This is a genomic window from Maribacter aestuarii (assembly GCF_027474845.2).
Taxonomy (GTDB): domain Bacteria; phylum Bacteroidota; class Bacteroidia; order Flavobacteriales; family Flavobacteriaceae; genus Maribacter; species Maribacter aestuarii.
The window spans coordinates 1093486-1117961 of sequence record NZ_CP107031.2; the positions used below are offsets into that span (position 1 = coordinate 1093486).

Consider the following 24476-nt stretch of genomic DNA (forward strand, 5'->3'; position numbering starts at 1 on the left):
GGACCGAATTAAATTACTTGTTTCTAATGAGTTACATTTTTTACTGTTTGTAGCAATGCCTGATATGGTATTTTCCGAACTTGCTACTTGAAAAGGAGAGTTATGTATTTTAGAATATCTAATACAGCGGACAAGAACTTACTAGAAGCATGGAGTAATGCCTCTTTAAAATATCCAAATCTTTACAAACCTCAAATCATCATTAATGGTTTGAACGAGGTTACCATACCCATTATTACAATGGAGGAAAAAGAAAAAATTTCTTTGGCCATATGGGGCCTGCTACCCGAAGAATATAATGAAGATTGGACTCTTTTTCAAAATACCTTAAATACGCTAAATCTTAACGTGGAGCATATGGACTCCAGTATATGGTATACCGAAGCTTATAAACAGCGTCGTTGCCTAATACCTGTTACAGGTTTCTACACATCCTATTTGCGTAATGGGGAAATGTACCCGTACTACGTGGGACTCAAATCTGGAAAACCATTCTATTTGGCCGGGATTTACAATAAATTGGAGGATGGATTTATAACCTGCTCCGTCCTTGTTGGCAAAGCGAGCAGATTTATCGAGAAAATCCAAAACCTAACGGATTGTATGCCACTACTAATTTCTAGTACCGAAAGGTCTGATTGGCTTTCTGAAGAAACTTCTTTAAACCGATTGAAAGAATTATTGAATAGTGATGAAGATGACCTATTTCATGCGCATCCGATAGCCAAGGAATTTTTCAATAATGATATATCTTACGATAGTATGCTCTTACCGTATGAATATGTAAAATCCAATTTTAAGTAGTTGACTTAGAAACTTTCAATTGTTTTCTATAATCTGTTGGTAAAATGCCGTATGCCTCAGTAAATATCTTAGAAAAATAGCTTCTACTTTTAATACCAACTTCATACACAATCTCTGATACAGAAAGATTAGTAGTCTTGAGATAATCCCTAGAAATCTCTAATTTTAACTGACGTATATACTCATTAACCGTTTTTGAATACAACACCTTAAAGCCTAGTTGTAATTTCTTGGGGCTAAGACCGGATTCCGTAGATAGAATATCAACTGATAATGGCCCCGAAATGTTGTCAAGAATATATTCAGACAATCGATGTATCTTTTTAATGTCCTCTTTGGTCAATGACTCAGGGAGTGATTCTGACATTTCAAAATTATGGTGCTCCAATAATTGCAAGGACAATATTAGATATATTCTACCTTCCAACGAAAGCGTTCTCATCATACCATTATCGTGAACTTTTTCAAGAGCTTTTACCTCATCAGCAATCTTGAGATTAAAACTTCCGCCGTGGGAGTAAGGTTCATTACCTTCGGCATCGTTAAAGACTGAAAGTAAAAGATCGTTAAGATAGGTTACATTATTGTTTTTCTTTTTCAGATAATCCTTGCGCAAAATCCGGATAAAATTCACTTTTAAATCCTTACCTGCCGGAAAAAGAAAGGTTTTTTTTGCATAACGTTTGGGAGAAAGAATAATATTCTGGAACTGTTCCAAGTCTAAATATTCCTCGGAATCATCTTGACCATACTTAAAAGACCCTTTGGAGATAAATACGAATTCTATAGGGGAAACACTTGTAGTTTTAAATACAAGCTTCACGTCCTTATAAAAGGTAACGTCACAATCCAACAGGGAAACTCCCCAATCAAAACCGATATTTCTTATGACGCCCTTCCCAATTTCATTGTCAAACCTTAAGGTCCGTTCTCCCCATTCCTCAGTCAATTCTCCGTCTAAACATGCGTTCAATTGAAACAGGATGCGCTCATCTTTAATACTTGTTATTACAAATTCCCGCATCATAAATAATCTTAGTGTACTTAAATTAGTACAGCAAAGAAATCAGAATAAAGAAAAACACGTTAACAATTTTGAAACGTTAATTAACACAAAAGGGCTACTTATTGATTTAAATATTTCTTAAAAAGTTAAACAAAAAGTTGGTTTTACAAGTTTAAGCCGTTTTTGGAGACTCATCATTTGATGTATTTAATTTTTTCATATACTGCTGAGGCGTCATGGAATAGCGTTGTTTAAATAACTTCGAAAAATAACTGCGTGAATTAATACCTATTTTATAAGTAATCTCTGTAATATTAAGACCGGTACTCTCCATGAGCTCCCTTGCCAATTCCATACGGGCATTTTTTATGTACTGATTTACAGATGTACCGTACAAATGTTTAAACCCATTCTGTAAAGTATTTTGATTGAGGCCTACTCTTCTTGATAATGCCAGAATATTGTCCATATGTTCTAGCTCCTCCCTTATAATTTCGGCGGCCTCCTCAATTTTTTCAACGGTCGCTTGCCGTAATATTTTTCTTCCATCCGGGTCCGCTAGGTCGTCTAAATATTGTCTTAGGTGGTGTGCTAAAATTTCATAACATTTTCCCTCTATAAATACACTTTTAGTAAAGCCGGTATGCTCACAGTTCGTACTCTCTTCAATACATTTGGCAATATCCAAACTATAGTGACCTTTATAAAAAAATAGGTTTACCCCGTTCACGTCCCTAAAAAGTGCTTCTAGTTCCTCGTTCATTTCTGGCAAGAAAGACTCTATTTTTTCTTCGAACAATTTTCTATTGATTTCCAAACTGAAAAAACAAATGGGCTCATTTGCCGGCAGGGTTACAACGTTGCCGTGACGACCGTTGCAAGAAATGATAGCACTTTCTAAATGTTTAATCTCCTGATCTTTTTCTTTTCCATCAAATTCGTGCGTAAAAGCAGACTCCCTGTTAAATATGATTTCTAAGGGTTGCACCAATGGCTGATTTAACTCAAATCTTATTTCGCTTTTAAATCTGCAATCCAAATTTAAAACACCAACCCCATGTGTAAAACTCATAGCGTTAATATTACCTGTTCCAACTTCCTCCGGAATTTCCAAACAGATTTCGTTATTCTCCTCTTCATAATCCACGTTGAGGCGCTGTGCTATGTCCTTGACGACGTCTAAAACGTTAAAATCTTTCAACTCCTTCTTTTTGGTCATTTTTAAATAGGTTGTGTATACATACACCAATATACTATAAATTAATAGGATATCTCAACTCCCATCTAAATGAGTTGAATTTATTTAGATAGACTGTAAGTATTTGGTTATCAAACGAAAGAGAGGGATTCGAATGAGCTAATGATTGCATTGATACCACTAACAAATTAGCGCATAAACCAACATTTTTGTATTAGTTAAAAGGGATAGTCCCTTTGAACAAAAGAACTTAAAATAATCAGAATATGTTACGTTGGACAATTACTTTTATCGTTTTGGCAATTATAGCTGCAGTGTTTGGCTTTGGTGGAATAGCAGCAGGTGCTGCAAGTATTGCTAAAATCCTATTTTTCATTTTTATAGTACTATTTATCCTATCTTTATTGAAAGGAAAGAAAGTTTTCTAAAAATTATTCAAATAAATACCTAACACTTAATATCTAGTAAAATGAAAAAAATAATATTCATGTTTGCAATCGCTTTATTTACAATGAGCATAGCAACAAGCTGTAGGGAAGAAAAATCTACAGGAGAAAAAATCGAAGATTCTGTTGATGAAGTAGGAGATGATGTTGAGGACGCAGTTGACGACGCTGGCGACGCCATAGAGGATGCCACTGACGATAATTAGGTTACATGAAATAGAGCAAGCAAGAAAAGGAGGACAACTATGTCCTCCTTTTTTTATTCAATTGAACTTACTTTTTCTTACCATTTCCTGATAGTAAATGTAACAAACCTTCCTGAAGGCTTATCCATAAAAAGTTGAAGAATGACTTTTTTTGATTTCGTTCTACATTTTCAATTGCACCATATCTATATCCATTTTCGTCCGTTTTGGAGCCATCATCTATGAACAGGTTACCAATGAACGTAAGGACTTTATTTATTCCCAGACCATCTTTCTCCAAAATTTTAAATTTAAAATCATTATACCTCATCTTCACGTCGCCGTTAGCTACGTATTCGTCGCCGCTTATGGTAAAGTATAATTGTTCTATTTGACCTTCTGTCTTAACATTAAGACTGGGTACTAAAAAATCGTTGAGACTAGTAGTATCAAAATTGCTCAAACTTCCTTGAACTAGAAATCGTTCATCGGGATCGTTAACTTTAAAAGACCAATCAAAATTCAGTTTACCCTCACCCATTAAATCACTCTTTAGAACAATATGCATTTCATCTTCCTCACTGGGGAGATTGGAAATATTCCTAATTTGTCCAGAAAGATTTTCGAACCGAAGCTCACCAGGGTTTTCTTTTTTTCTTCCTCCTCCTCATATACCAAGTTGGAATCCGAAATATTAAAGGTTTCTATGGCTATATGAAAGGGAAGGGATTTTAACATTTTTGCATACAAAAATTTGTTTCGGATGTCATCGGGAGGGTTTTTATCCCTGAAGATTTCTAGTTTTAACCCGGATACATCTCCAGAGTCAGCAGTTACCAATAAACTGTCCCGATCAAAATTGAAATCAAAATCTGTTATAATCGTTTCCTTAATTTCTATGTTCAAGTGATCTCTTTCATAAGGGATTTCTTGACTAAGTTCCCGTTTAGAGACTTTGGTGAACACATGGGTATTTCTCAGTATAATTTCAGTATTATTTAGCTTAAACCCATCAGCCTCTATTTTTTCATATTTTCCGAGAAGTGCGGAGAAGTTTTTTAAATCTACCTCCACGGTGTTGTACTCAAACGGTATTTTCTTATTAACAATGCTCACATTTGTTCGCCCTCCATTTAAGTTAACATATAATGAGTCTAGCCGTAATACTTCTAGGCTATCTTCTTCTATAATTCTCACACTACCGTTCTCCACGACCAAATCCTCTACATATATTGGCTTTAGGAGCTTAATAATTTTGTCTTGTTTTTCTTTCTGGTGCTCTCTTTTAAGAAATATAAAATCAGGTTCATTTATCAGGATTTTAGAGACCGTGATTTCCTTATGATAAAATAATCTCCAGTAATGAATATCTTCTATACGTATTTCGTTTAAATCCACCGTAAGTTGTTCAGCCTCCGTAGCATTGTGGCGTATTTCAATTTCAGGATTCAGAAACAACAAATCTCCATTTAGAAAGTCTACTTTGAGTTCCTCATATGCAAATGATATGTTGTTAGGGATTTTTCGGTTTAAAAAATCTACAACGGTAATCTTAGCGCCCCACTGCAATAGAAAGTAAGATGAAACGGCCGAAAAAACTATGAGACCAATGCCAAACCATTTGCTTTTAAAAATCTTCACAATCTTCCAATTAAATTAGTAGCATATATTTAATCGGAATCAGTTTCAAGCAGAGGGTGGTCTTTAAGTCCTAAACCAACAATTTTTATAATACTGTACAAAGTGTTGTACAGCATAAGAACCACAACAATTATAGCTGCGCTAAGTACGCTGGATATGCCAAGCGTTGTGTAATACAGAATAGAAAACCATTCTTCTGGAACATTTTCAAATTCGGTAACGGGTAGACTGAATATAAGAAAACTGATTAGGGCACTTACGAAAACGATGGTGTCCAGACGGGCTATCAATAGTATGTGTTTGTAATGGTCTTTTTTAAGCTTTGATTCGGAACCGGAACTCACCCCAAGTATGGTAAGGAGTAATGCGAGAATAGTTGCAGAGGCCAGGGCGATTGTATTGCAAAGGGTGTTTACGCCGGCAATTGAATTTTTAATCAAAGATTTAGCTTCGTATCCACTTAGCTCACCCAATAGAAATGTGCCCAACAACATTATGGTCATGGAGATAACACCCCCGGTAATTGCTCTTTTCGTAGATCTTGTTAATTTCAAAATTTACCAGTGATTATTAATGCCCGCACTATCATCTTCCATAAATTTCTTGAAAGCTGCAGATGATTCCAACCGAATGTAGTCCTTTCCATGGATGGCTATTGGATATTTGAGCAATTGCGGATTTTTTTCCAATATCTTCAACCAATCGTTAGTCTTCAATTTTATATGGTCTTCCCCGTATTTCTTCTTAAAATCTGGATGATCAATACCAATAAGCTCAGAAACTTCAATCCCAAGCCCTTCAGCTATTTCGGTCCACTGCGTACCCGTGACTTCGGTTTTTGATATGTCTATACTAAGCAGCTTCTTTTCAGAACTTGAGACATAAGCACCCACCTGTTGCCCCAAACTATTTTCCGAACTGTAATATAACCTAATCTGATTTTTATGTTTTGATATCGTTCCCATTCCTATTTTTATACAATATAGCCGAAGTATTTCAGAAATCTTAACTCTATTATGTACAAATGTATCCGCTTCACATATCTATAAAGTAGAAGCGATTGAAATCCACTATATTGTGAGGACAACTCGCACTATTTAAATGAACACATTTTTAACCATAGCTTATGCCACCGTTACCATTTGGAGTATCATCAATATAATATTCCATGGATCCCGTCCTACGAAAATGGTAAGTTGGACATTTGCGGTTACCGCAATTCCTTTTGCTGGTCCTTTACTTTACTACCTTTTTGGAGTAAACAGACGAAAGTTTAAACTTTTTAAACTAAAGCAGACCGAGAAAAGAAAATTGTACTCGGAAACCTACAAGGAGCTTAAGCATGGGGACTATAGCGTACATAAATTTGATACGCACCGAGAGAATAAAATGGCGACCCTTATCCGGAAGAATAGTTATTTTGCTCCGTATAAAGGTAACAAAATAACCATTTTGAACGGTGGTCCTGAAACCTTCGATGCCATTTTTGAGGCCATTGAGAATGCCAAGGAATTTATACATCTCCAGTATTATATCATGGAGAAAGGTAAAATCCTTGACCGCTTCCATGAGCTATTCGAAAAAAAAATAAAAGAGGGCGTCGAAATACGTATGATGTACGATTCCTTGGGCAGTTTTGGTATGCGGGGGAAAACGGTAAAACGTTTCAGGGATATTGGGGTTAAGGCCCATGCCACGATGCCCATCCGCTTCGGGAATTTATTGTTTACACTTAATTACCGAAATCATAGAAAAAATTGTGGTCATAGATGGAAAAGTCGGTTTCACGGGAGGTGTAAACATTTCCGATAAGTATATAGATGCTGAATCCGATTTGGGAATTTGGGAAGATCTTCACCTAAAATTAGAAGGCCCCATTGTAAACAGCCTGCAGCGCATCTTCGTTAAAGACTATCACTTTGCCAGCGAAGAAGAACTGATGTTGGAAAATCGTTATTTCCCAAAAGTCAAATCTTTTGGAGAAAATATTGGACAAATAATTTCCAGTGGTCCGGACTCCAAGTTTCCGGCGATTATGCAACAGTACTTGACCATGATCAACCTTGCCGAAAAAAGCATTGATATTGCTAATCCCTATTTTATTCCAGGAGTACCTGTTTTAGAGGCATTACGAATGGCGGCATTAAGCGGGATTGAAGTTAACCTGTTGACACCCAAAGAATCGGATTCCATACTTGCAAAGTATAGTATGTTCTCCCGATTTGAAGACCTTCTTCAGGTTGGGGTTAATATCTATTTACGACCGGATTTTTCCCATAGTAAGGTCATTATTATCGACGGTAAAATTGCTTCCGTAGGTTCAGGTAATTTTGATTATCGTAGTTTTGAACATAATTTTGAGACCAATGTCTTGATTTATGATGAAAAAATCACAGCGGAAATAGGAACACTTTTTGAAGGACATTGTAAAGAAGACATAAAATTGGATTATGATAAATTCAAAAAACGCTCATCAATGACCAAATTTATAGAAGGCCTTGCTAAATTTTTTAGTCCACTATTATAATCTCAAAATGACCCTAGATTGACGCTAAACATACCTTTATATTTTTTAATTCTCTTTAACCTCATTTATACAATATCATTGAGCGCACGACATCAAATACCCCCATCAATTGAAGAAGAAGCTTTAATTGCCCTTTCCCATTATCCAGAACTAAAGAACACCCCAATAGAGTTCAAGTTCAAAAAGAATATAAATAAATCCACAATGCAGGCACAACCGGAGTTTGCAAGCCTTTTTAAAGGAAAAAAGAAGCGGGGGTATAAAGTTTTAATAGCTGAGCAAATTACAATAGCGGGTAATTTGTGCTATACCCGAGATATGCCTTCAGAAATTTTGATAGGTTGGTTAGGTCATGAACTTGGTCATATTATGGATTTTAAGCACCGTAGCAGTCTAGACCTCATAGGTTTCGGAATGGGATATCTCTCCTCAAAGAAATACATACGGAATGCCGAACGTAGAGCTGATTCCTTTGCCGTTTCCCATGGAATGGAAAAATACATTTTAGCGACCAAGGCCTTTATATTGGAGAAAGCCGGTCTTTCCAAAAAATACGTGGACCGTATTAAAGACCTCTATTTATCTCCTGAAGAAATCATGCAAATGGTTGAAGAAAGGGATATGCCCGAAGTATTGGATTCCAAATAAATTTACCGTTGGTTTACGAAGTCTTCCCAATCTTTAAATTTATCCTCTCCCATAACCCGTTCCATTTTTACCTGACCTCCCTTTTTCTTATTCTCATCGTTCCAATCATTAAAAACGTCTGGATTTACCAAATTGACCTTTACCCCTTTCAAAGCTTTGGACCTGGCGACTTTGTAATTTTTATTGGCATCTTTTAAGAAGTCGTCCAATTCAGAAACCACTTTAGACTCATCAATAGTACTGGTCGTACCCAAATACCAAGAATGGTAAAACCCATCATCAAATTTTTTCGCGCTTAACGTATACTCCGGTATTTTTATATCAAATTTGGACTCTAGGTGCTGTACGGCATCATCCATTTTATTGACGGACAATTGCGAGCCAACGGTGTTAAGAAAAAACTTGGTTCTCCCGGTTATTTTTATTTCAGCACGTTCTACGTCCGTGAATTCTATCGTGTCACCTATCATGTAGCGCCATGCCCCGGAAACGGTACTGATGACCAATACATAATCTTCGTTCTCTTCAACTTCGGAAATTGACAAGGAAGGGGCATCGTCAGACAATGAACCATCCTCATTGATATATTCCGGAAGGAACGGTATAAATTCAAAATAAATCCCATTGTCCGTTACCAATTTCATGGCATCCGTCTCCGGTCTATTTTGAAAAGCTATAAAACCTTCGGATGCCAAATAGGTATCAATAACGGTAATAGGTTTTCCCATTAATGCCATGAAACTCTTTTCGTACGGACCAAATGCCACCCCTCCCGAGGTATAAACCTGAAGATTAGGCCAGATTTCGTGAATGTTTTCTAATTGATGCTGCTTAATAACCTCTTTAAGCATAAGTTCTATCCAAGAAGGGATACCACTTATTGCCCCAATATCCCAATCCGGGGCCTGTTCGACAATTTTCTCCACTCGCTCGTCCCAATCATCAATTTCGGAAATTTCCTTTCCCGGTTTATAATATCCCCTAAACCAACTGGGAATGTTACTGGCGCTAATACCACTTATTTCACCTTCCAGATGGTCGTCTTTTTCAGCAAGATCTGTGGAACTCCCTAGCATTAATATCCCCTTTTCAAAAAAATCCGGCGGCAAATCAAAATTATTTAGGGCAAGCACTTGTTTTATTCCCGCACTTCTAATGGCATCTATCATATCCTGGGTAACTGGTATCCGCTTACTCGTTTTACCTGTTGTCCCCGAACTTAGCGCAAAGTAGTCAGAACTCCCTGGCCAAGTAACGTCAAGTTTCCCTTCATGCAATTGGGACCACCAATGTTCATTAATCTTATTATAGTCAAAATAGGGGACGCTTTGAGCATATCTTTTATGGATATTCGGCGCACTTAAAATGTCTTTAAAATCATAATGCTTACCGAATTTGGTATCGGAAGCTTTTTCTAATAGAGATTTTAGGACTTCTTTTTGTTCATCGACGGGATTATGGTCACCAGTCACCTTATCGGCAACCTCGATTACGCCCTTAATAAAACTTCCGAGTATATGCATATCATCACTATTAAAATAATTTTGTCAAAAATAGTCTTTGAAAGATTGGCCGATTAGCTCTGAACAGATCAAAATCAACCTATTCTTAAAAAGTCAAAAGAAAACCAAATCTTTTTTTGTACATCGAATTAAAATTCTTGGATTTCTTTTGTATTTGCTGAATTGTATCACCATACTTGCAAATTTTTTCATTTTCATTGAACCTTAGAAAATCATGGGCAAATTATGGGTCATTTTAAGAACCTGTGGTTGAGTATGCCATGCATTTAAATATTCTACACAAATGCATGGTATTTATTTAATGGACTTACCCCAATATCCCTTCTGCATATCAAATTTCTATTCAAAAGATAGTTTATTTGATATTAGTCTTTCGAATAATATAAATCAAAAATGACAAATACTTCCTCACCCACGACAATTTGGCCAAACATAGCAGAAGGAGGTTCCATTTCAAAATCCTTGAGCATTATCGGTTTCTTTCCTGTAATATTTAACCATTCGTTTTCAACCTTGAAATCAACAGGGATTTCAACTGGATTCGTTACCCCAGCTATGGTCAAATTACCTAATATTACCGATGCATCATCGTGATTTTCTAAAACGAATTTTACGGTAGGATGTGCCTCCTTTTTCAAAGCTGCGTGCATCTTATTATCCATTGTAGGTCCTCTCTCACTTTTTATGTTGGCCACAGGTACTAGAAGTTCTAGGGAAGTAATTTCCTGACGATTGGTACTCAAGTCACCACTAATGCTTTCTGCATTAACCACCCAATCACTAACCGTAGAAGTACCTGAAATTTGTAAAGTACTCTTAGTCAGCTCAAGTTTATAGGTTTCCTGCGCGTGTGCGAAAACGGTTAAAAGAGCTAACAGCATTAACAAGGTTTTCCTCATATCTTAAAGTTTTAATTACTCTTATTCATCCAATACGGTCTGCCAGAATTTCTTTTGCTCCGCCGAAGAAGGTTGGTTTTTGGGACTAACCAATCTAAAGCCTACGTAATTCGAATCTGTAAACCACCAAAAGCTTTTAGGAATCTGTGGATCTCTCTTTTGGAGCTTGCTACTAGAGGCCGTTCTTGCGGCGGACCTCAGCACCTTTGCATCATCGTCCCAAGAACCGCCCCGAATAACCCTAGGATGTATAACCGCTGGTTTAACCCATGGATTAGTCCTTTTCTCCCCGGTATATGTATCTTTCTTATATTCATCCAAAGTCCACTCCGCAACATTCCCATGCATATCGTACAACCCCCATCCGTTTGGTTTTTTACTTCCTACTTTGGCATATTGGCCCTCGGAATTCTTATAATAAACCGCATATTCATCTATATGATCTGTGGAATCACCAAAACTGTAGGCTGTAGTAGTACCCGCTCTAGCTGCATATTCCCACTCCGCTTCGGTGGGTAATCTATAAAACCTTCCTGTTACAGTGCTCAACCATTTACAGAATACCAAAGCGGAATAGGTAGACATACTTACAGCAGGAAATCCCGCTTTGCCCATTCCATAGGATGGGTCTTCGTATGGCGGACTAGGTCTAGAAATTGCATCTATCTTCATTACCTTTTCATCATCCAACTTCACAAAAATTTCTTTGTTCTGCTTAAAAAAAAGTTCAAAAAGCTCCCATGTTAGTTCATGTTTAGCCATGTAAAACGCATCCAAAGTTACTTCATGAAATGGTACCTCGTCAACACTATGGTGGGTCTCAGAGTCCGGACTGCCCATTAAAAATGTTCCCTGTGGGATTAGCAACATATCAAAGCTGATTTCTGTTGCCGGAATATTTTGGGTATACTGGGAACTTATACTATCCTTGGATGTAGGTTCCAACTCCTTGACCTGCGCATTTAGTGAAAGTTGAGAAAAGATGGTAATTGATATGATCCAGTAGTTGAACGACTTTTGTAAGTATATTTTATTTTTCATAAAGCTTTATCAAACAACAAGTTAATTAATTTAAGTTTTTTAGCCCATCCAAATTATTGAAAATGAAATTCAGATTATAAACTCTATGCAATTTGACGGATTTGTTTTAATTTTCTTCTTTAAGTATTTGCAGCCGAATTAAAATCTATGAAACCATATCTCCTATCGGTAATTATAGTCCTTAGCTCTGCGATTGCTGTAGGGCAAGGCTCCAATACAAAATCCCTAGAAAAATTTACAAAACTAAAAGTATATGACCGCATCGTCGTATCACTCGTTAAAAGCAATGAAAACAAATTAGTCATTACAGGGGACGATAAGGATGAGGTAAGCGTTAGCCAAAAGGACGGGCTCCTTAAAATTAAAATGAAATTTGATAACTTTATAGCTGGAAACGAGGCCAAAGCAACCCTTTATTTTACAGAGGACCTTACCTTATTGGACGCTAATGAAAATGGCAAAATTATTTCCGATGAAACTTTCAAAGGAGATAAGGTGGAGATAAAAGCCCAAGAAGGCGGAGTGATAGATTTAAAAGTTACCCTAAAAGAAGCCCATGTCAGGGCAGTCTCAGGAAGTGAAATTACGTTGAGAGGTACATGCGAGACTCAAGAGGTTTCCTTAAATACTGGAGGTAAAGCCTATAATAAAGACCTGAATACAACCACTACCAATTTAACTGTACTCGCCGGGGGACGGGCAGATATTAAAGCATCAGATCTGGTAAAGGCAAAAGTTAAGGCAGGCGGTTCCATATACATTTACGGCAAACCAAAATCAATAGAAAAAGACAAAATTTTTGGTGGAAAAATAAAAGAAATGGACTAGCTATTGAGCAATATCCACTGCTTCAAAAGCTACAAGTTCGTTTCCCCTAAATGTAGAGGTAACTTCAATAGGTCTACAGCAAACTTCACAATCTTCAATATACGTTTGACTTGCTACCGACGAATCCAAAAGCATTGATATTTGCTCCCAACAATAGGGACACTGAAAAAAATGCTCGTACATAGAAATTCGCGTTAAGTTTAACCCTCTTTTTTCAAAACGTTAGCCAGCTCTTGTAAAGTCATACGCTGAACTATATTTTCTACGCTGGAATTAAAAATAGGTCGGTCTCCAAGCTTCAAAACCATTTGGTCCTCTTGCGTTTCAAGGAATAACTCCGAAGCTTTTTCCTTGATTTTCTCTAATTTTAAGTCAAATCGTTTTTGCAGCGTAATTATACCCTCAAAATTGGACAGCTTAAATCCGGAATAATCCAATAGACGCTTGATTCCGTTAAAAAATTTGAAGCCGGTTAAAACCAAGCTCGCCATAACAAGGTCTATGGCCAAAGAGAAAACATTCATATCCTCGCCGTTTATAAATACTGAAATCAAGGATGCGATGCCGTACACTCCTATTAAAAAAACGATGAAACCAGCAAAAATGGCTATAAAATCGGTTAATACTGCTCTGGTTGTTCTGGTAACCACAACACCACCGTTATTAAATTCAGCTACAAAACCAAAATCCTTTAGATACTCCAAATTCTTAATCTGTGCGATTTTTAGGGCGATGGTCTCATCAAGCATTTTCTTTTCCTTCTGCAAATTGCGTTTACCAAGTTCCTCGCTTAATTGAATTTGAGACTCAAAGGTGAGCATATGGTGATGTTCTAATAATTCCAAAAGCTCTTTATTTGATTTGTCGCTGTACATACTTTTCATTTAACTGACTCCTTTATTTTCCTTGATTATAACTCTATGTTTAGGAGCTGCCCGGTTAATTGTAATAACTGAAGTTCTGCCAATTTCGCATTATATTTTGCGGAATTCTTATTGGTTTCCGCATTCAAGAGGTTGATTTGAGCCTGACGAAGTTCTACAGAAGTGATTTGACCTAAATTATACTGCTCCGTAGATCTTTCGTAATTGTTTTTAGCGGTTACCACATTTTGCTCTTGAAGGTTATAAATCCTTAATCTATTTGAATAAATGTCCTTTGCGTTTTCGATATCTCTAGTGACTTCTTGTTTAATCTGCTCTTGAAGGGTTTCTTGGTTATCCAATAAAAGCTTCGCATTCTTGATTTGAGTAATATTACTACCGCCGTTGAAAAGGTTCCAAGTCAGGTTCAGCCCTGCGGATAATCCTGTTGATGTACTGGAGGCCAGGAAGTTGGTAGCAGGGAAATTACCCTCGTTCCATCCGTATGAACCTGTAAGCCCCACTGTGGGCAAAAACACGGATTTACTTGATTTAAAAGTATAATCGTTAATTTTGATATTCCGTTCCGCTTGTAATATCCGGACATTATTGACAATTCCATTCTCCAAGAATTCTTCAAGTTGAATCGAATTTGTGAAGGAAATGGTCGTATCCACTTCAAAAGAAGTGACTAAATTACGGCTTAAAAGTAAATTTAAATCGCGTTTCGTATTTCTTGCCGTTTGCCTTTCATTAATCAAGTTGATGCTATCGTTGACCAAATCAACTTGAGCGTTCAATACTTCCAATTTGTTACTTTGACCAAATTCAAAACTGTATTCAGCGCGTTGCAGACGTTTCTCCGTATTCTCGTACGTGCTCTCCAGGACCCTAATATTCTCCGTAAGCCTTGCCACTTCAAAATACACTGTAAACAATTGAATCATTGTAGTCTCAATAGTTTCCCTGGTCTCCAGCTCGCTAAGGTTATACTGCTCCTTTATCCTTTTATAATCGTACCAACGGCCCATACCATCGAACAATGTATAATTTAAATTCAATGAGGCATTGTAACGCGTTGTTTCCGCACCATCGATTGCTCTTACGCTACCATCTTGAAATGTAGCTTCTTGGTTGTTTTTGTCGTAGGAACCACCAGCATTACCCGTTAAACTAGGCAAGAAACCAGAGTTCAGGATATTCTGATTATTCTCCGCTATCTTTAAATTATTTGTAGCAATCTCAATTCCAAAATTATTTTCCAAAGCTATAGTTACCGCTTCTTCCTTAGATAATAAGCCTTCTTGCGCCGTTAAACTTAGAAATGGAAAAACTAGTAGTAAATAACTAAAACGTACTCTTATCATTCTTGATGTTGTTCTAATTCGGATTTGTGTTCACCATTTAAGTTTATTGGGATATGTACTTGTTGCCCTTCTAAATGCTGTCCTTCCTTTTTTTCCTTAATGGCTCTTTCCACCTCTTCCTTCGTTATCTTATGTCCAGAAGTAAGTAACAATTGTTGAGATTTCATGTTATTACTGAAACTAAGGAACAATGGCAATAATAACAATGTTAAGACCGTGGCAATACCAATACCATAGGCAATGGAAATGGCCATCGGCTTCAAAAATTGGGCCTGCCTGCTGGTCTCTAACATCAAAGGCGCCAGACCTGCTATTGTGGTGATAGATGTAAGAAAAATTGCCCTGAACCTTGATCTTCCTGCTTGGTAAATGGCGTCGTCAAAAGTCATACCTTCCCTAAGGTTGGTATTGAATTTCCCGATAAGTACCAGCCCGTCATTCACCATAATGCCGATCAAGGCGATGATTCCCAATAATGATAATACATTAATGGGAAAATCATGAATCCAATGTCCCCAAGCTACAGCCGTCAAACTAAATGGAACTAACAATAGTAACATCAATGGCTGACTAAAACTCCTGAAGGTAAAGGCAATCGTAATGTATATTAATAACAGAACGGAAAAGCCAACCACTTCCAAAGACCCTGTTAGTTTTCCCAACTCCCTGTTTTGCCCTTCGTAGGATGCCGTTACCGTAGGGTATTTGGATTGAATTTCCGGCATAATTACATTTTGAACTTCTGCCATAATATCCGTAGGACTGTCCTTCGGATTCTTTAGGTCCGCAGAAACCTGAATTTCTCTTTGCCCTTCTAGCCTGTTTATAGCCACATCTCCTCTTTCAATGGAATATTCCGCAATTTCCTTCAACGGTACCCTATCGCCACTCGGCGTAAGGATTCGCATCTCATCCAAATCGGAAATCGAAGAACGGTTATCCCTGTCATAACGGACCCAAACCCTGATCTCATCTTGTGATCGTTGAAAACGTTGGGCTTGTACACCAAAGAAACCGGCGCGAACCTGATTCATTATATTTCGTAAATCCAGTCCAAGCAAATAAGCGTTTTCCTTAAGCTCCAAACGTATTTCCTTAATCCCTGCAGGGTCATTGTCAGCAATATCCTTTAGTAAGGTATTATTTTCTAAAGCTGTCTTCAATTCCGTCTTTGCAGCTTTTAGCTCCTGAATATTGTTACCCAAAAGCGAAACGGATACCGGCGAACCTCCAAAGTTTCCACCTGAGCCATAAATAAGACTTTCGACTCCCACTACGGGTCCTACTAATTCTTGAAGCCTATTCGTAACCAGATCCGAAGCAATCTCATCAGGCCTTTCTTCCCCAGGTAACAAGTTAATAGTTAAAGTAGCCGTAGAAGAGCCTGGTCCAGCCCTTCTAATCATATTTTCAAAAAGCACTTTATCCGTACCTTTAAGGAATTTTTCAGTTAGTTCTTGGTTTACTATTTCGGCATTGTCCTCAATCATCCGAATAATAGAATCGGTAATCTTTTCATTGGTCCCGTTAGGCATCTGCAATTCTACCTGTACACGGTCACTAGCAATTCTGGGGAAAAATGCCGTTCTAATAATGCCACCACCAATAGATCCAAAAGTCAAAATTAAAGCCATCGCAAAAAAGCTGAACGTTAGTAGCTTATAGCGCATGGCGAAGCGCAACGCCGGACTGTACAGTTTATCGCGCATCCAGCCCATAAATTTATCACCGAATTCGTTAATTACCCTCAATTTGGCAAAGGCTTTGGAAAGCCCTTTTTTAGGCCTTTTGTCCATTGGTTGTAGGGCCTTTGAATGGGCTAAGTGTGCTGGAAGAATAATCAAGGCTTCAACAAGGGATACCACCAGCGTAAGTATTACGATTACCGATACCTCTCCGAAAAACTCCCCAATCCTACTATCCAAGAAAAGGAATATGGAAAAAGCTAATATAGTCGTGATTATAGCAGAAATAATGGGAGGTAAAACCTCCATAGTACCGTCAACTGCCGCTTGCACAGGACTCTTCCCTTTTTCGTAGTGCTGGTATATGTTTTCGGCAATAACGATACCGTCATCAACCAAAATTCCGATTACGATAATCATTCCGAATAACGATAGTACATTGATGGTTACATCAAAAAAACCGGCGAAAATGAACATTCCCAAAAAAGCCACAGGTAGGCCAAAAGCTACCCAAAATGCTAATCTAGTATTGAGAAAGAGTGATAGAAATATCAATACCAGTACCATTCCCATAATCGCATTTTCGGTAAGAAGCTGCGTACGTTGGACCAAGGTTGTAGAAAGATCGGAAACGATGTCTAACTTGACATTATTGTATTTCTGATTAAACTCCTCTATGTACACTTTGACCTTCTCAGCAGAGGTAATTAAATCCTCTGTATTGGTACTAGTGATGGTCGTATTTACAGAAAGGTTTCCATCAAAATAGGATGCGTTGGGCGTTTCTGCAAAACGGTCTCTAATAGTAGCGACGTCCTTTAATCTAACGGTACTGCCCGAAGCATCTGCCCTCACGATCAAATTAGAGAGTTCGTCGCCGTAATAAGATCGATTATTCGCCCTAATTAAGTACTCTTCCGCATCTGTCTTAATATTTCCACCTGTTACCAGAATATTGGCATTACCCACGGCTTGGGCTACTTCGGCAAAAGAGATTCCATAAGCCAATAATGTATTTTCGTTTACTGCAATCTCAATTTCTTCTTGTGGATATCCTGTAATCTCAATTTGAGAAATACCATCTATGGCCCTTAAATCATTTTCAATTTGTCTTCCTACATTCTTTAAAGTAGCTAAAGGTATATCTTCACCACTAATGGCAAAGCTAATCGTTTGGCGTACGGCTTCCAGTTTAGAAACAATCAATGGTTCCATTCCCGTGGGAAAAGTAGGCACCCTATCCACGGCATTCTTAACCTCGAGTAACATAAAATCTATATCCCTGCCTTTCTCTATTTCCACGTTGATGGTGCCGCTATTTTCCCTAGAGGTAGAGGTAACCCTATCCACCCCTTCTAGACCTTTAAGATTATCCTCGATTTTTAAAACGATACCTTCTTCAATTTCTTGGGGGGATGCTCCCGGATAAGTGATGTTAATCGCGATGTTTTTGGAATCCGTTAGTGGAAAAAATGAGGATTTCAAAGATTTGGCACCAACAATACCAAAAATCGCGAAAGCGATAATAATCACGTTCACCGCTACGTGATACCGTATAAAGTATTCTATTAACTTTCGCATTAGCTTTTGGAATTATCGGATTGGTCTTTATAAATCTTTACAGCCATTCCCGTATAAGCACCAATCAACGGTTTTGACATAATGGTAGTGCCATCAGGGACATCTTTTAGAACTACCCGTTTATCGGAAAAATAGATTGGTCTTACATCAATCACGTCAAGAACGGAATCCTTAACCACAAATATCTTGTTGTCCTCTAGGAGAAGATTTCTATCCACTTCAATGGCGTTTTCTTCTTTTCTTGCATCCAGATTTGCTTCAAGGTACATGCCCTCCCTAAGGTTTTCATTGTCTACCTCAATGTATGCCTTTATGGTCTGGGTCGCCTGATCTACCCTACCGTTTATACGGGAAACTTTTCCTTCATAAATATCCGGACTATCCAAGGTTGTTAATTTTACACGCTCTCCAACCTTTAAAAGATCAGAATACGTTTTACTTACAGATACTTCTAATTCATATACTGCTGGATTAATGAATTCCCCTAATTTCTGACCCGCTCTAACGAGCGTTCCTTCGGTTACCGTAGCCTCTGTCAATACTCCTGAAAACGGTGCAATTATTCTATACTTAGTAAGACGTTGCTCTAAATTTTTAACATTGTAATAACTCGTTAGGATTCCCCTACCGGAAATGAAGAACTTTTCGTTTTCCGATGTCATCTCGGGCAATGCAGGTGTGCTTTTGGACATATCAAAATTGTTCAGATAAGTCTGCCATTTTGGAAAAATATCGGGATAGTCCAGACGTAAATCTGGCATAATCGAAGTCAACTGGTTGTATAGATTACTCTTAGCCGATTGGACACTTGCCGCATATTCTGAGGCATCTATACTTATTATCGTTTCTCCTTTATTGTATTTTTGCCCCTCTTTAAAAAGTTTGTTCCCACGTCTAAAAACTCCTTGTACTTCCGCATAAAGCTCCACTCGCTGCTTTGCCATGAGGTTACCATTAGCGGTAACTACTATGGGAATGATCTCATTTTCTACTACTTCCGTGAAAACCGTTTTGACCACTTTTTCCGCTTTCGGCCTAAACGTTTTTTTGTTATCCACTATCATTTTTGCCAAAAAAATGGATAGTACTATCAATAGTACACCAAGGACGGACAAGATAATTTTTCTCATAATTCGGCAGTTATTTGGTTTCTGGTGATGTTTTAAAATTGTCTTGAATTTTTTTCAAAGTCGAAATCATAAGCATCTTATTTTCCTCGTCCAAACCGTTCTCCATAATGTCAATTATTTCTTGAATTATAGGTCTGGTAGCAGCAAACGTTCGCGTGCCATGTGGAGTGATGAAGACTTTATTGTTGCGTTTATCCTCCGTGCTTTGAATTCTTTTGATATAATTTTTGGTTTCCATCTTAGAGAGCAATCTAGCGAGAGAAGATTTATCCCTATAAGTCAAGAGCGCCAGTTCGTTTTGATTGATACCGTCCTGCTCATAAAGCTTTTTAAGAACAATCATCTGCTCTTTGGTCAAATCCACTCCGTAAGCATCAAAAGCCTCCTGTAGGTGACAATCTAACATTTTGACAGTTCTTCCCAACCAAGGACCAATAGAGGTTTCAAAATCAATATCTAAAATTTCTGTAGCCACGCGGCGAATCTACTAAAAAAGAGATTAGTTGCACGTGCAACCAATGTTAAAATAGTCTTAAAGAAAAGATTATATTTTGGGTTCTTCCAAATAAAAAAAGAGATGCTACCAACATCTCTTTCTAACCAAACTAACTAAAAGTGTAAATTACTATTACTTGTCTATGTCTTCAAACTTGGTATCGGCCATTCTGGTCTTCTCCAGGTTGATGTCCTTAAATTCAATCTTTCTATCGTTTTTATCGTAGTCAAATACAAGGAACTCTCTTGTTTCCAACATCTCAAGATTTTTAAAAGAATTGAACTGGTTATTCTGTATTTGAAAGATCTCAAGACTTGCCAATTGTCCTAATTCCATAGGAATTTCCCCATTGAATTGATTATTGGCCAGCACGAGCTCCTTAAGGTTTCTCAAGTTTCCCATCTCTCCAGGTATGGCCCCTTCCAGAGTATTTTCAAAAAGACCTAAAGTCTCTAACTTGGTAAGTGCGCCCAAGGAATTTGGAATAGTCCCCTTTAGGTGATTACTAGAAAGGTTCAATATTTTTAAATTTTTTATATTCCCTATGCTGTTCGGTATGGAACCTGATAAGAAATTATTAAATACGGACAGCTCCTCCAAACTAATCAAATTGCCTATTTCCTCAGGAATCTCTCCCTTAATTCTATTCATTTCCAATTTAAGTACCCGTAAATTTTTTAGCTCACTTAATTCCCTGGGTAATACTCCGGTTATTGCATTAAAGGCTAAATTTAGAACAGTAAGGTTTTCTAAATTGGCAATGTCTCTAGGTAGAGAACCCATAAGATTATTCCGAAAAAGATTGATTTCTACAACTTTATCATCTACCACCTTCACCCCGTGCCATTCCGCTACTGGAGTTTTTAAATCCCATTTTTTCACCCAATGCTTCCCATTAGTACTATTGTACAGTCCAATTAGAGCTTTCTTCTCCTTTTTGGATACTCCTGCGAATGCCAGATTAGATATCAATGCGAAGACGACTATTAAAGAGTAAAAAATTTTCATAAACTTTGGTTTAGTAAATCAATACTTAAGAATTATCCTACAAATTTCTACTAATAACGGTGAAAAATCAAAAAATATCGTTGAACGGACTTTTATTGTTGTGAAAGTTGCTTAATCTGTTGTGAAAGCTACTTATTTGTAGGTGTAGCGTTTCCTACAAGGTCTCGATTTGTAAGGTAAGTTCCTCCCAAGTGTTCATTAGGTCCTCTAGGGATTTCTTTTTGGATTGATATTTATCAAAGAAGTTAGGTTTGGCAATTGTAGCGTCGTAATCCATAATAAGGCTATGGTCTATTTCTGAAATTTCCCTTTCCAATTCGCCTATTTTGCTTTCAAGAGAACTCAATCGGTTTTTAAGCTTTTTTATTTTATTCTGTTCTTTGGAAGAGTTCGGTTTGTCAAAGGTACTTTTCTTAACCTCTACGGTTTGCTTTTTCTCTATGCTCCTAAAATTTTCTGCCTTACGCTGTTCTAAATAAAAATCAACGTCACCTAAGTACTCATTTATTTTTCGGTCCTTAAATTCATAGACCTTATTCGTTAGCCCCTGTAGAAAATCACGGTCATGTGATACCAAGATCAGCGTGCCTTCAAAATTCTGTAATGCCTGTTTAAGGACGTTCTTCGATTTTATGTCCAGATGATTGGTAGGTTCATCCATAACCAATACGTTAAAAGGTTGTAATAGCATCTTGGCCAATGCCAATCGGTTTCTTTCTCCTCCAGAAAGAACCTTCACATACTTTTCTACTTCATCCCCACGAAACAGGAAGGACCCCAAAATATCCCTTACTTTACTTCGATTGGATTCGTTGGATGCATCGATCATCGTATCCAGGATTGTTTTGCTTCCATCCAGATACTCGGCTTGATTCTGTGCAAAATACCCGATCTGCACATTATGACCCAACTTTAAATGCCCGTCATACTCCAACTCCTGAACTATAATTTTGGCAAGCGTTGATTTTCCCTGTCCGTTCTGCCCAACAAAAGCAGTTTTGCTTTCCCGCTCCACCAGTAAGTTGATATTTTTCAACACATCCTTACTTCCATAGCTCTTTGATAGCTCCCTGATTTCAATCACTACCTTCCCGGGAGTTACGGAAACCGGAAATCTAAGGTTCATCACGCTATTATCATCTTCATCTACTTCTATGCGTTCAATTTTGTCCAACTTCTTGATAAGCGATTGTGCCATGGAAGCTTTAGTAGATTTTGCCCTAAATTTTTCTATGAGACGTTCCGCTTGTTGAATTTCCTTTTCTTGGTTCTTTTGTGCACTTAATTGTTGCTGCTTTATTTCGTTTCTTAAAACCAGATATTTTGAATAAGGCTTATTATAATCATAGATACGGCCCAAGGAAATTTCAATGGTCCTGTTGGTGACATTGTCCAAGAACATTTTATCGTGCGAAACAATCATTACCGCACCGGTGTAATTGTTCAAAAACTGTTCAAACCAAATAATGGACTCTATATCCAAATGGTTCGTGGGCTCATCCAACAAAAGAACATCGTTGTTTTGTAAAAGTAACTTGGCCAATTCTATACGCATACGCCACCCACCGGAAAAGGTTTCCGTCTTTTTATCAAAATCCTCTCGGTTAAAACCAAGGCCTTGCAAAATCTTTTCAGTTTCTCCCTGATAATTATATCCTCCTAAAATCTCATAATGGTGGGTAACATCGTTCAAATCTATGATCAACTGGTTGTAGGACTCACTTTCGTAGTCGGTCCGTTCTACCAATTGATGGTTTATATCTTCCAGTTTTTGCTCCAAGGATTTTATTTCCACAAAAGCCTGATAAGCCTCTTCCAAAACGGTTCTTCCTTGCTCAAAGTCTATGTCTTGTCGGAGGAAGCCAATTTTTATATCTTTTTCTATAGCTATAGTACCCGTATCCAAAGGCATATCTCTGGAGAGCAACTTTAGTAACGTGGATTTTCCCGCCCCGTTCTTCCCAACAAGACCTACCCTATTTCCAGCATTGAGCCTAAAGGATATTTCCTCAAATAAAAATTCTCCTCCAAAAGAGACAGAAAGATTGTGAACGTTCAGCATTTTAAACTATGAAATTATATTCTTAACGAGGCAATCCCGTATTTTTGTACAAAGTTTTGCAAATGTTAAAAAAAGGAAACAAACTCTACAGCATTTTAACAGGAACTTGTCCTAAATGCCAAGAGGAGAGTATGTATGTTGCTCAAAATCCCTACAAATTTGGCCATCTTTTCAAAATGCATGAGCGTTGTGGTCATTGTGGCATTAAATATAAAATGGAGCCGTCTTTTTTCTACGGCGCAATGTATGTAAGCTATGCCTTGGGAATTGCCTTCGCGGTCGCGGCTTTTGTAATAGCACGATTAATATTTGGAATAAACTTAATCAATACCTTTGTCGCTATTGTCATTACGCTGATCGTGTTCATGCCCGTAATCGTAAGACTGTCTAGAAATATTTGGATAAATTTATTCTACTCGTACGACTCGGAAGCAAATACTACAAAGAATTGACGTTTTTATATTCCTTTCTAAAGCGATCAATATCCATTTCCTTATCTAAAGGGATATCTTTCTCTATGTAATTGTAAAGCTTTTTAGCGGCCCAAGGACCAATCATAACGCCATGGGAACCAAAACCATTTAAAAGCCATATTCTTTTGTGAACGGGGTGCTCACCTATCAAGGGTCTTCTATCTTTCACTGTAGGCCTTATTCCTGCAAGCTGATCCACCACATCAAATTCGCAATTGATTAAATCCTTGAGTTTGCGCAATAATTCTTTTTTGGCCTCCGTAGTTGGAACATTAGTCTTATCCTCCCGATTATAGGTTGCACCTACTTTATATAGATCATCACCTAACGGAATTAAAAAAATAGAGGATTTGATAATAGTAATTTCTTTTAATCCCCTAGCTCTTATGATCAAATATTCCCCTTTGGAACCCTGCATGGGTAAATAATTAAAAAATGGATTATGCTTTAGACCGTATCCTTCAGCAAAGACAATGTGTTTTGCGTTAATATTTTTATAGTTGAAAAAATCCTTATTGACTTGCAGTTCGTCATAATCAAAGGTTTGTAGCTCAAGAAGTCCTTCTTTTATCAACCAGTCTTTATATGCTGATAGCAGTGAAACCGTATCCATTCTACCCGTGTAAAGCACTTGTCCGTATCCTTTACTCGCTGTAATTTCAGCGTTTTTATTTGATATAAGTTTCGTGGAAAGAAATTGCTTTAAGTGGGGTTTATCACTGGCTTCAAACCAAAGATTTTGTTCTTCCGTAGATACAAACCTTCTTAATACGGGTATTTTATCGTCAAAATAGGTTCCCAACCTGCTCTCCAATTCAGGATAAAATTCATTGGCAACAGCCAGTTGCTCCTCGGCATTCCAAGAAAGTGTGAATCTTTTTAGTATAACAGGGTTATATAACCCTCCGGCCACCAAGGAAGAGGTCTGGGAGTCATCATTAAAGACCACGAAACTTTTGTTGTTCCTGTACAAAGTTTCACAAAAGGAGGTACCCGCCAATCCTAAACCCACCACTAAATAATCTACCATTTAACAAAAATAGGAAAATGCCCTCTCGCTGTAAT

At 37.6% G+C, this 24476-nt stretch carries 26 protein-coding genes; 8 read left to right on the top strand and 18 right to left on the bottom strand.

Features of this window, described 5'->3' with window-relative positions:
• Window positions 1-102 precede the first annotated feature (102 nt).
• Complete coding sequence (locus tag N8A89_RS05035; protein ID WP_281541277.1) at window positions 103-804, top strand: SOS response-associated peptidase; 702 nt, start codon at window positions 103-105, stop codon at window positions 802-804.
• Here the strand turns inward: N8A89_RS05035 and N8A89_RS05040 are convergent.
• Both N8A89_RS05040 and N8A89_RS05045 read right to left on the bottom strand, forming a co-directional pair.
• Complete coding sequence (locus tag N8A89_RS05040) at window positions 797-1831, bottom strand: helix-turn-helix domain-containing protein (protein ID WP_289645015.1); 1035 nt, start codon at window positions 1829-1831, stop codon at window positions 797-799. The two genes, N8A89_RS05035 and N8A89_RS05040, sit on opposite strands and share 8 nt — an antisense overlap.
• Window positions 1832-1982: 151 nt before the next feature.
• The gene (locus N8A89_RS05045) at window positions 1983-3029 is read right to left on the bottom strand and encodes a helix-turn-helix domain-containing protein (protein WP_281541280.1); all 1047 of its coding nucleotides are present in this window, start codon (window positions 3027-3029) and stop codon (window positions 1983-1985) included.
• 245 nt (window positions 3030-3274) lie between these two features.
• On the opposite strand from N8A89_RS05045, the gene N8A89_RS05050 reads away from it, so the two are divergent.
• Both N8A89_RS05050 and N8A89_RS05055 read left to right on the top strand, forming a co-directional pair.
• The gene (locus N8A89_RS05050) at window positions 3275-3436 is read left to right on the top strand and encodes a DUF1328 domain-containing protein (protein WP_281541281.1); all 162 of its coding nucleotides are present in this window, start codon (window positions 3275-3277) and stop codon (window positions 3434-3436) included.
• A gap of 83 nt (window positions 3437-3519) precedes the next feature.
• Window positions 3520-3660: a hypothetical protein gene (locus N8A89_RS05055; RefSeq protein WP_281541282.1), complete on the top strand. Its 141-nt coding sequence runs from the start codon at window positions 3520-3522 to the stop codon at window positions 3658-3660.
• 67 nt (window positions 3661-3727) lie between these two features.
• Here N8A89_RS05055 and N8A89_RS05060 read toward each other — a convergent pair whose 3' ends face one another.
• The 4 genes from N8A89_RS05060 to N8A89_RS05075 are packed head-to-tail and all read right to left on the bottom strand — an operon-like array spanning window position 3728 to window position 6245.
• Window positions 3728-4207, bottom strand: a complete 480-nt coding sequence (locus N8A89_RS05060; protein WP_347343954.1) for a hypothetical protein — start codon at window positions 4205-4207, stop codon at window positions 3728-3730.
• Window positions 4192-5280: a hypothetical protein gene (locus N8A89_RS05065; RefSeq protein ID WP_289645016.1), complete on the bottom strand. Its 1089-nt coding sequence runs from the start codon at window positions 5278-5280 to the stop codon at window positions 4192-4194. The genes N8A89_RS05060 and N8A89_RS05065 overlap by 16 nt, the downstream gene beginning before the upstream one ends.
• Window positions 5281-5309: 29 nt before the next feature.
• A complete protein-coding gene (locus tag N8A89_RS05070; protein ID WP_281541285.1) occupies window positions 5310-5834 on the bottom strand; it encodes a hypothetical protein in 525 nt (174 codons plus the stop codon).
• Window positions 5835-5837: 3 nt separating this feature from the next.
• The gene (locus N8A89_RS05075; RefSeq protein ID WP_281541286.1) at window positions 5838-6245 is read right to left on the bottom strand and encodes an arsenate reductase family protein; all 408 of its coding nucleotides are present in this window, start codon (window positions 6243-6245) and stop codon (window positions 5838-5840) included.
• A 136-nt stretch (window positions 6246-6381) separates the two neighbouring features.
• Between N8A89_RS05075 and N8A89_RS05080 the strand changes: the two genes are divergently transcribed.
• The 3 genes from N8A89_RS05080 (at window position 6382) to N8A89_RS05090 (ending at window position 8455) form a co-directional block, all read left to right on the top strand.
• Window positions 6382-7092, top strand: a complete 711-nt coding sequence (locus tag N8A89_RS05080) for a PLDc N-terminal domain-containing protein (RefSeq protein WP_289645017.1) — start codon at window positions 6382-6384, stop codon at window positions 7090-7092.
• Window positions 7040-7807: a phospholipase D-like domain-containing protein gene (locus N8A89_RS05085; protein WP_289645018.1), complete on the top strand. Its 768-nt coding sequence runs from the start codon at window positions 7040-7042 to the stop codon at window positions 7805-7807. The genes N8A89_RS05080 and N8A89_RS05085 overlap by 53 nt, the downstream gene beginning before the upstream one ends.
• 78 nt (window positions 7808-7885) lie before the next feature.
• Complete coding sequence (locus N8A89_RS05090) at window positions 7886-8455, top strand: M48 family metalloprotease (RefSeq protein WP_289645019.1); 570 nt, start codon at window positions 7886-7888, stop codon at window positions 8453-8455.
• Between the two features lie 2 nt (window positions 8456-8457).
• Here N8A89_RS05090 and N8A89_RS05095 read toward each other — a convergent pair whose 3' ends face one another.
• The 3 genes from N8A89_RS05095 to N8A89_RS05105 all read right to left on the bottom strand — a co-directional run bounded on the left by N8A89_RS05095 (window position 8458) and on the right by N8A89_RS05105 (window position 11918).
• Complete coding sequence (locus tag N8A89_RS05095; RefSeq protein ID WP_281541289.1) at window positions 8458-9978, bottom strand: GH3 family acyl-acid amido synthetase; 1521 nt, start codon at window positions 9976-9978, stop codon at window positions 8458-8460.
• Between the two features lie 365 nt (window positions 9979-10343).
• On the bottom strand, window positions 10344-10877 hold the full coding sequence (locus N8A89_RS05100) for a YceI family protein (RefSeq protein WP_281541290.1): 534 nt from the start codon (window positions 10875-10877) through the stop codon (window positions 10344-10346).
• A gap of 21 nt (window positions 10878-10898) precedes the next feature.
• Window positions 10899-11918, bottom strand: a complete 1020-nt coding sequence (locus N8A89_RS05105) for a formylglycine-generating enzyme family protein (RefSeq protein ID WP_289645020.1) — start codon at window positions 11916-11918, stop codon at window positions 10899-10901.
• Window positions 11919-12065: 147 nt separating this feature from the next.
• Here N8A89_RS05105 and N8A89_RS05110 point away from each other — a divergent pair, with 147 nt between their 5' ends.
• Window positions 12066-12746: a head GIN domain-containing protein gene (locus N8A89_RS05110; protein WP_281541293.1), complete on the top strand. Its 681-nt coding sequence runs from the start codon at window positions 12066-12068 to the stop codon at window positions 12744-12746.
• On the opposite strand, the gene N8A89_RS05115 is transcribed toward N8A89_RS05110, so the two are convergent.
• From N8A89_RS05115 to N8A89_RS05150, 8 genes are all read right to left on the bottom strand, one after another.
• The gene (locus tag N8A89_RS05115; protein ID WP_281541294.1) at window positions 12747-12929 is read right to left on the bottom strand and encodes a CPXCG motif-containing cysteine-rich protein; all 183 of its coding nucleotides are present in this window, start codon (window positions 12927-12929) and stop codon (window positions 12747-12749) included. It abuts the gene before it with no gap.
• Between the two features lie 17 nt (window positions 12930-12946).
• Window positions 12947-13621 (bottom strand): hypothetical protein, encoded by a 675-nt coding sequence (locus N8A89_RS05120; protein WP_281541295.1) that lies wholly within the window; start codon window positions 13619-13621, stop codon window positions 12947-12949.
• Between the two features lie 35 nt (window positions 13622-13656).
• Window positions 13657-14976 carry a TolC family protein gene (locus N8A89_RS05125; protein ID WP_281541296.1) on the bottom strand — a complete coding sequence of 440 codons (1320 nt, stop codon included), beginning with the start codon at window positions 14974-14976 and terminating at the stop codon, window positions 13657-13659.
• Window positions 14973-18242, bottom strand: coding sequence for an efflux RND transporter permease subunit (locus N8A89_RS05130; RefSeq protein ID WP_289645021.1), 3270 nt, complete (start codon window positions 18240-18242; stop codon window positions 14973-14975). The genes N8A89_RS05125 and N8A89_RS05130 overlap by 4 nt, the downstream gene beginning before the upstream one ends.
• Window positions 18242-19372 carry an efflux RND transporter periplasmic adaptor subunit gene (locus N8A89_RS05135; RefSeq protein WP_289645022.1) on the bottom strand — a complete coding sequence of 377 codons (1131 nt, stop codon included), beginning with the start codon at window positions 19370-19372 and terminating at the stop codon, window positions 18242-18244. The genes N8A89_RS05130 and N8A89_RS05135 overlap by 1 nt, the downstream gene beginning before the upstream one ends.
• Before the next feature lie 10 nt (window positions 19373-19382).
• Window positions 19383-19847, bottom strand: a complete 465-nt coding sequence (locus tag N8A89_RS05140) for a MarR family winged helix-turn-helix transcriptional regulator (protein WP_281541297.1) — start codon at window positions 19845-19847, stop codon at window positions 19383-19385.
• Window positions 19848-20000: 153 nt separating this feature from the next.
• A complete protein-coding gene (locus N8A89_RS05145; RefSeq protein WP_289645023.1) occupies window positions 20001-20876 on the bottom strand; it encodes a leucine-rich repeat domain-containing protein in 876 nt (291 codons plus the stop codon).
• Window positions 20877-21030: 154 nt separating this feature from the next.
• Complete coding sequence (locus N8A89_RS05150) at window positions 21031-22938, bottom strand: ABC-F family ATP-binding cassette domain-containing protein (RefSeq protein ID WP_281541300.1); 1908 nt, start codon at window positions 22936-22938, stop codon at window positions 21031-21033.
• A 62-nt stretch (window positions 22939-23000) separates the two neighbouring features.
• On the opposite strand from N8A89_RS05150, the gene N8A89_RS05155 reads away from it, so the two are divergent.
• Window positions 23001-23390, top strand: a complete 390-nt coding sequence (locus tag N8A89_RS05155) for a DUF983 domain-containing protein (protein WP_281541301.1) — start codon at window positions 23001-23003, stop codon at window positions 23388-23390.
• Here the strand turns inward: N8A89_RS05155 and N8A89_RS05160 are convergent.
• Window positions 23377-24441, bottom strand: a complete 1065-nt coding sequence (locus N8A89_RS05160) for an NAD(P)/FAD-dependent oxidoreductase (protein ID WP_281541302.1) — start codon at window positions 24439-24441, stop codon at window positions 23377-23379. The genes N8A89_RS05155 and N8A89_RS05160 overlap by 14 nt on opposite strands.
• Between the last annotated feature and the right edge of the window lie 35 nt (window positions 24442-24476).

Excerpts from the sequence above, each read along its gene's own strand:
- N8A89_RS05035 (WP_281541277.1), top strand. The coding sequence starts at position 103 with ATGTATTTTAGAATATCTAATACAGCGGACAAGAACTTACTAGAAGCA.
- N8A89_RS05040 (WP_289645015.1), bottom strand. The coding sequence starts at position 1,831 with ATGATGCGGGAATTTGTAATAACAAGTATTAAAGATGAGCGCATCCTG.
- N8A89_RS05045 (WP_281541280.1), bottom strand. The coding sequence starts at position 3,029 with ATGACCAAAAAGAAGGAGTTGAAAGATTTTAACGTTTTAGACGTCGTC.
- N8A89_RS05050 (WP_281541281.1), top strand. The coding sequence starts at position 3,275 with ATGTTACGTTGGACAATTACTTTTATCGTTTTGGCAATTATAGCTGCA.
- N8A89_RS05055 (WP_281541282.1), top strand. The coding sequence starts at position 3,520 with ATGAGCATAGCAACAAGCTGTAGGGAAGAAAAATCTACAGGAGAAAAA.
- N8A89_RS05060 (WP_347343954.1), bottom strand. The coding sequence starts at position 4,207 with ATGCATATTGTTCTAAAGAGTGATTTAATGGGTGAGGGTAAACTGAAT.
- N8A89_RS05075 (WP_281541286.1), bottom strand. The coding sequence starts at position 6,245 with ATGGGAACGATATCAAAACATAAAAATCAGATTAGGTTATATTACAGT.
- N8A89_RS05080 (WP_289645017.1), top strand. The coding sequence starts at position 6,382 with ATGAACACATTTTTAACCATAGCTTATGCCACCGTTACCATTTGGAGT.
- N8A89_RS05095 (WP_281541289.1), bottom strand. The coding sequence starts at position 9,978 with ATGCATATACTCGGAAGTTTTATTAAGGGCGTAATCGAGGTTGCCGAT.
- N8A89_RS05100 (WP_281541290.1), bottom strand. The coding sequence starts at position 10,877 with ATGAGGAAAACCTTGTTAATGCTGTTAGCTCTTTTAACCGTTTTCGCA.
- N8A89_RS05105 (WP_289645020.1), bottom strand. The coding sequence starts at position 11,918 with ATGAAAAATAAAATATACTTACAAAAGTCGTTCAACTACTGGATCATA.
- N8A89_RS05110 (WP_281541293.1), top strand. The coding sequence starts at position 12,066 with ATGAAACCATATCTCCTATCGGTAATTATAGTCCTTAGCTCTGCGATT.
- N8A89_RS05115 (WP_281541294.1), bottom strand. The coding sequence starts at position 12,929 with ATGTACGAGCATTTTTTTCAGTGTCCCTATTGTTGGGAGCAAATATCA.
- N8A89_RS05120 (WP_281541295.1), bottom strand. The coding sequence starts at position 13,621 with ATGTACAGCGACAAATCAAATAAAGAGCTTTTGGAATTATTAGAACAT.
- N8A89_RS05125 (WP_281541296.1), bottom strand. The coding sequence starts at position 14,976 with ATGATAAGAGTACGTTTTAGTTATTTACTACTAGTTTTTCCATTTCTA.
- N8A89_RS05130 (WP_289645021.1), bottom strand. The coding sequence starts at position 18,242 with ATGCGAAAGTTAATAGAATACTTTATACGGTATCACGTAGCGGTGAAC.
- N8A89_RS05135 (WP_289645022.1), bottom strand. The coding sequence starts at position 19,372 with ATGAGAAAAATTATCTTGTCCGTCCTTGGTGTACTATTGATAGTACTA.
- N8A89_RS05145 (WP_289645023.1), bottom strand. The coding sequence starts at position 20,876 with ATGAAAATTTTTTACTCTTTAATAGTCGTCTTCGCATTGATATCTAAT.
- N8A89_RS05150 (WP_281541300.1), bottom strand. The coding sequence starts at position 22,938 with ATGCTGAACGTTCACAATCTTTCTGTCTCTTTTGGAGGAGAATTTTTA.
- N8A89_RS05155 (WP_281541301.1), top strand. The coding sequence starts at position 23,001 with ATGTTAAAAAAAGGAAACAAACTCTACAGCATTTTAACAGGAACTTGT.
- N8A89_RS05160 (WP_281541302.1), bottom strand. The coding sequence starts at position 24,441 with ATGGTAGATTATTTAGTGGTGGGTTTAGGATTGGCGGGTACCTCCTTT.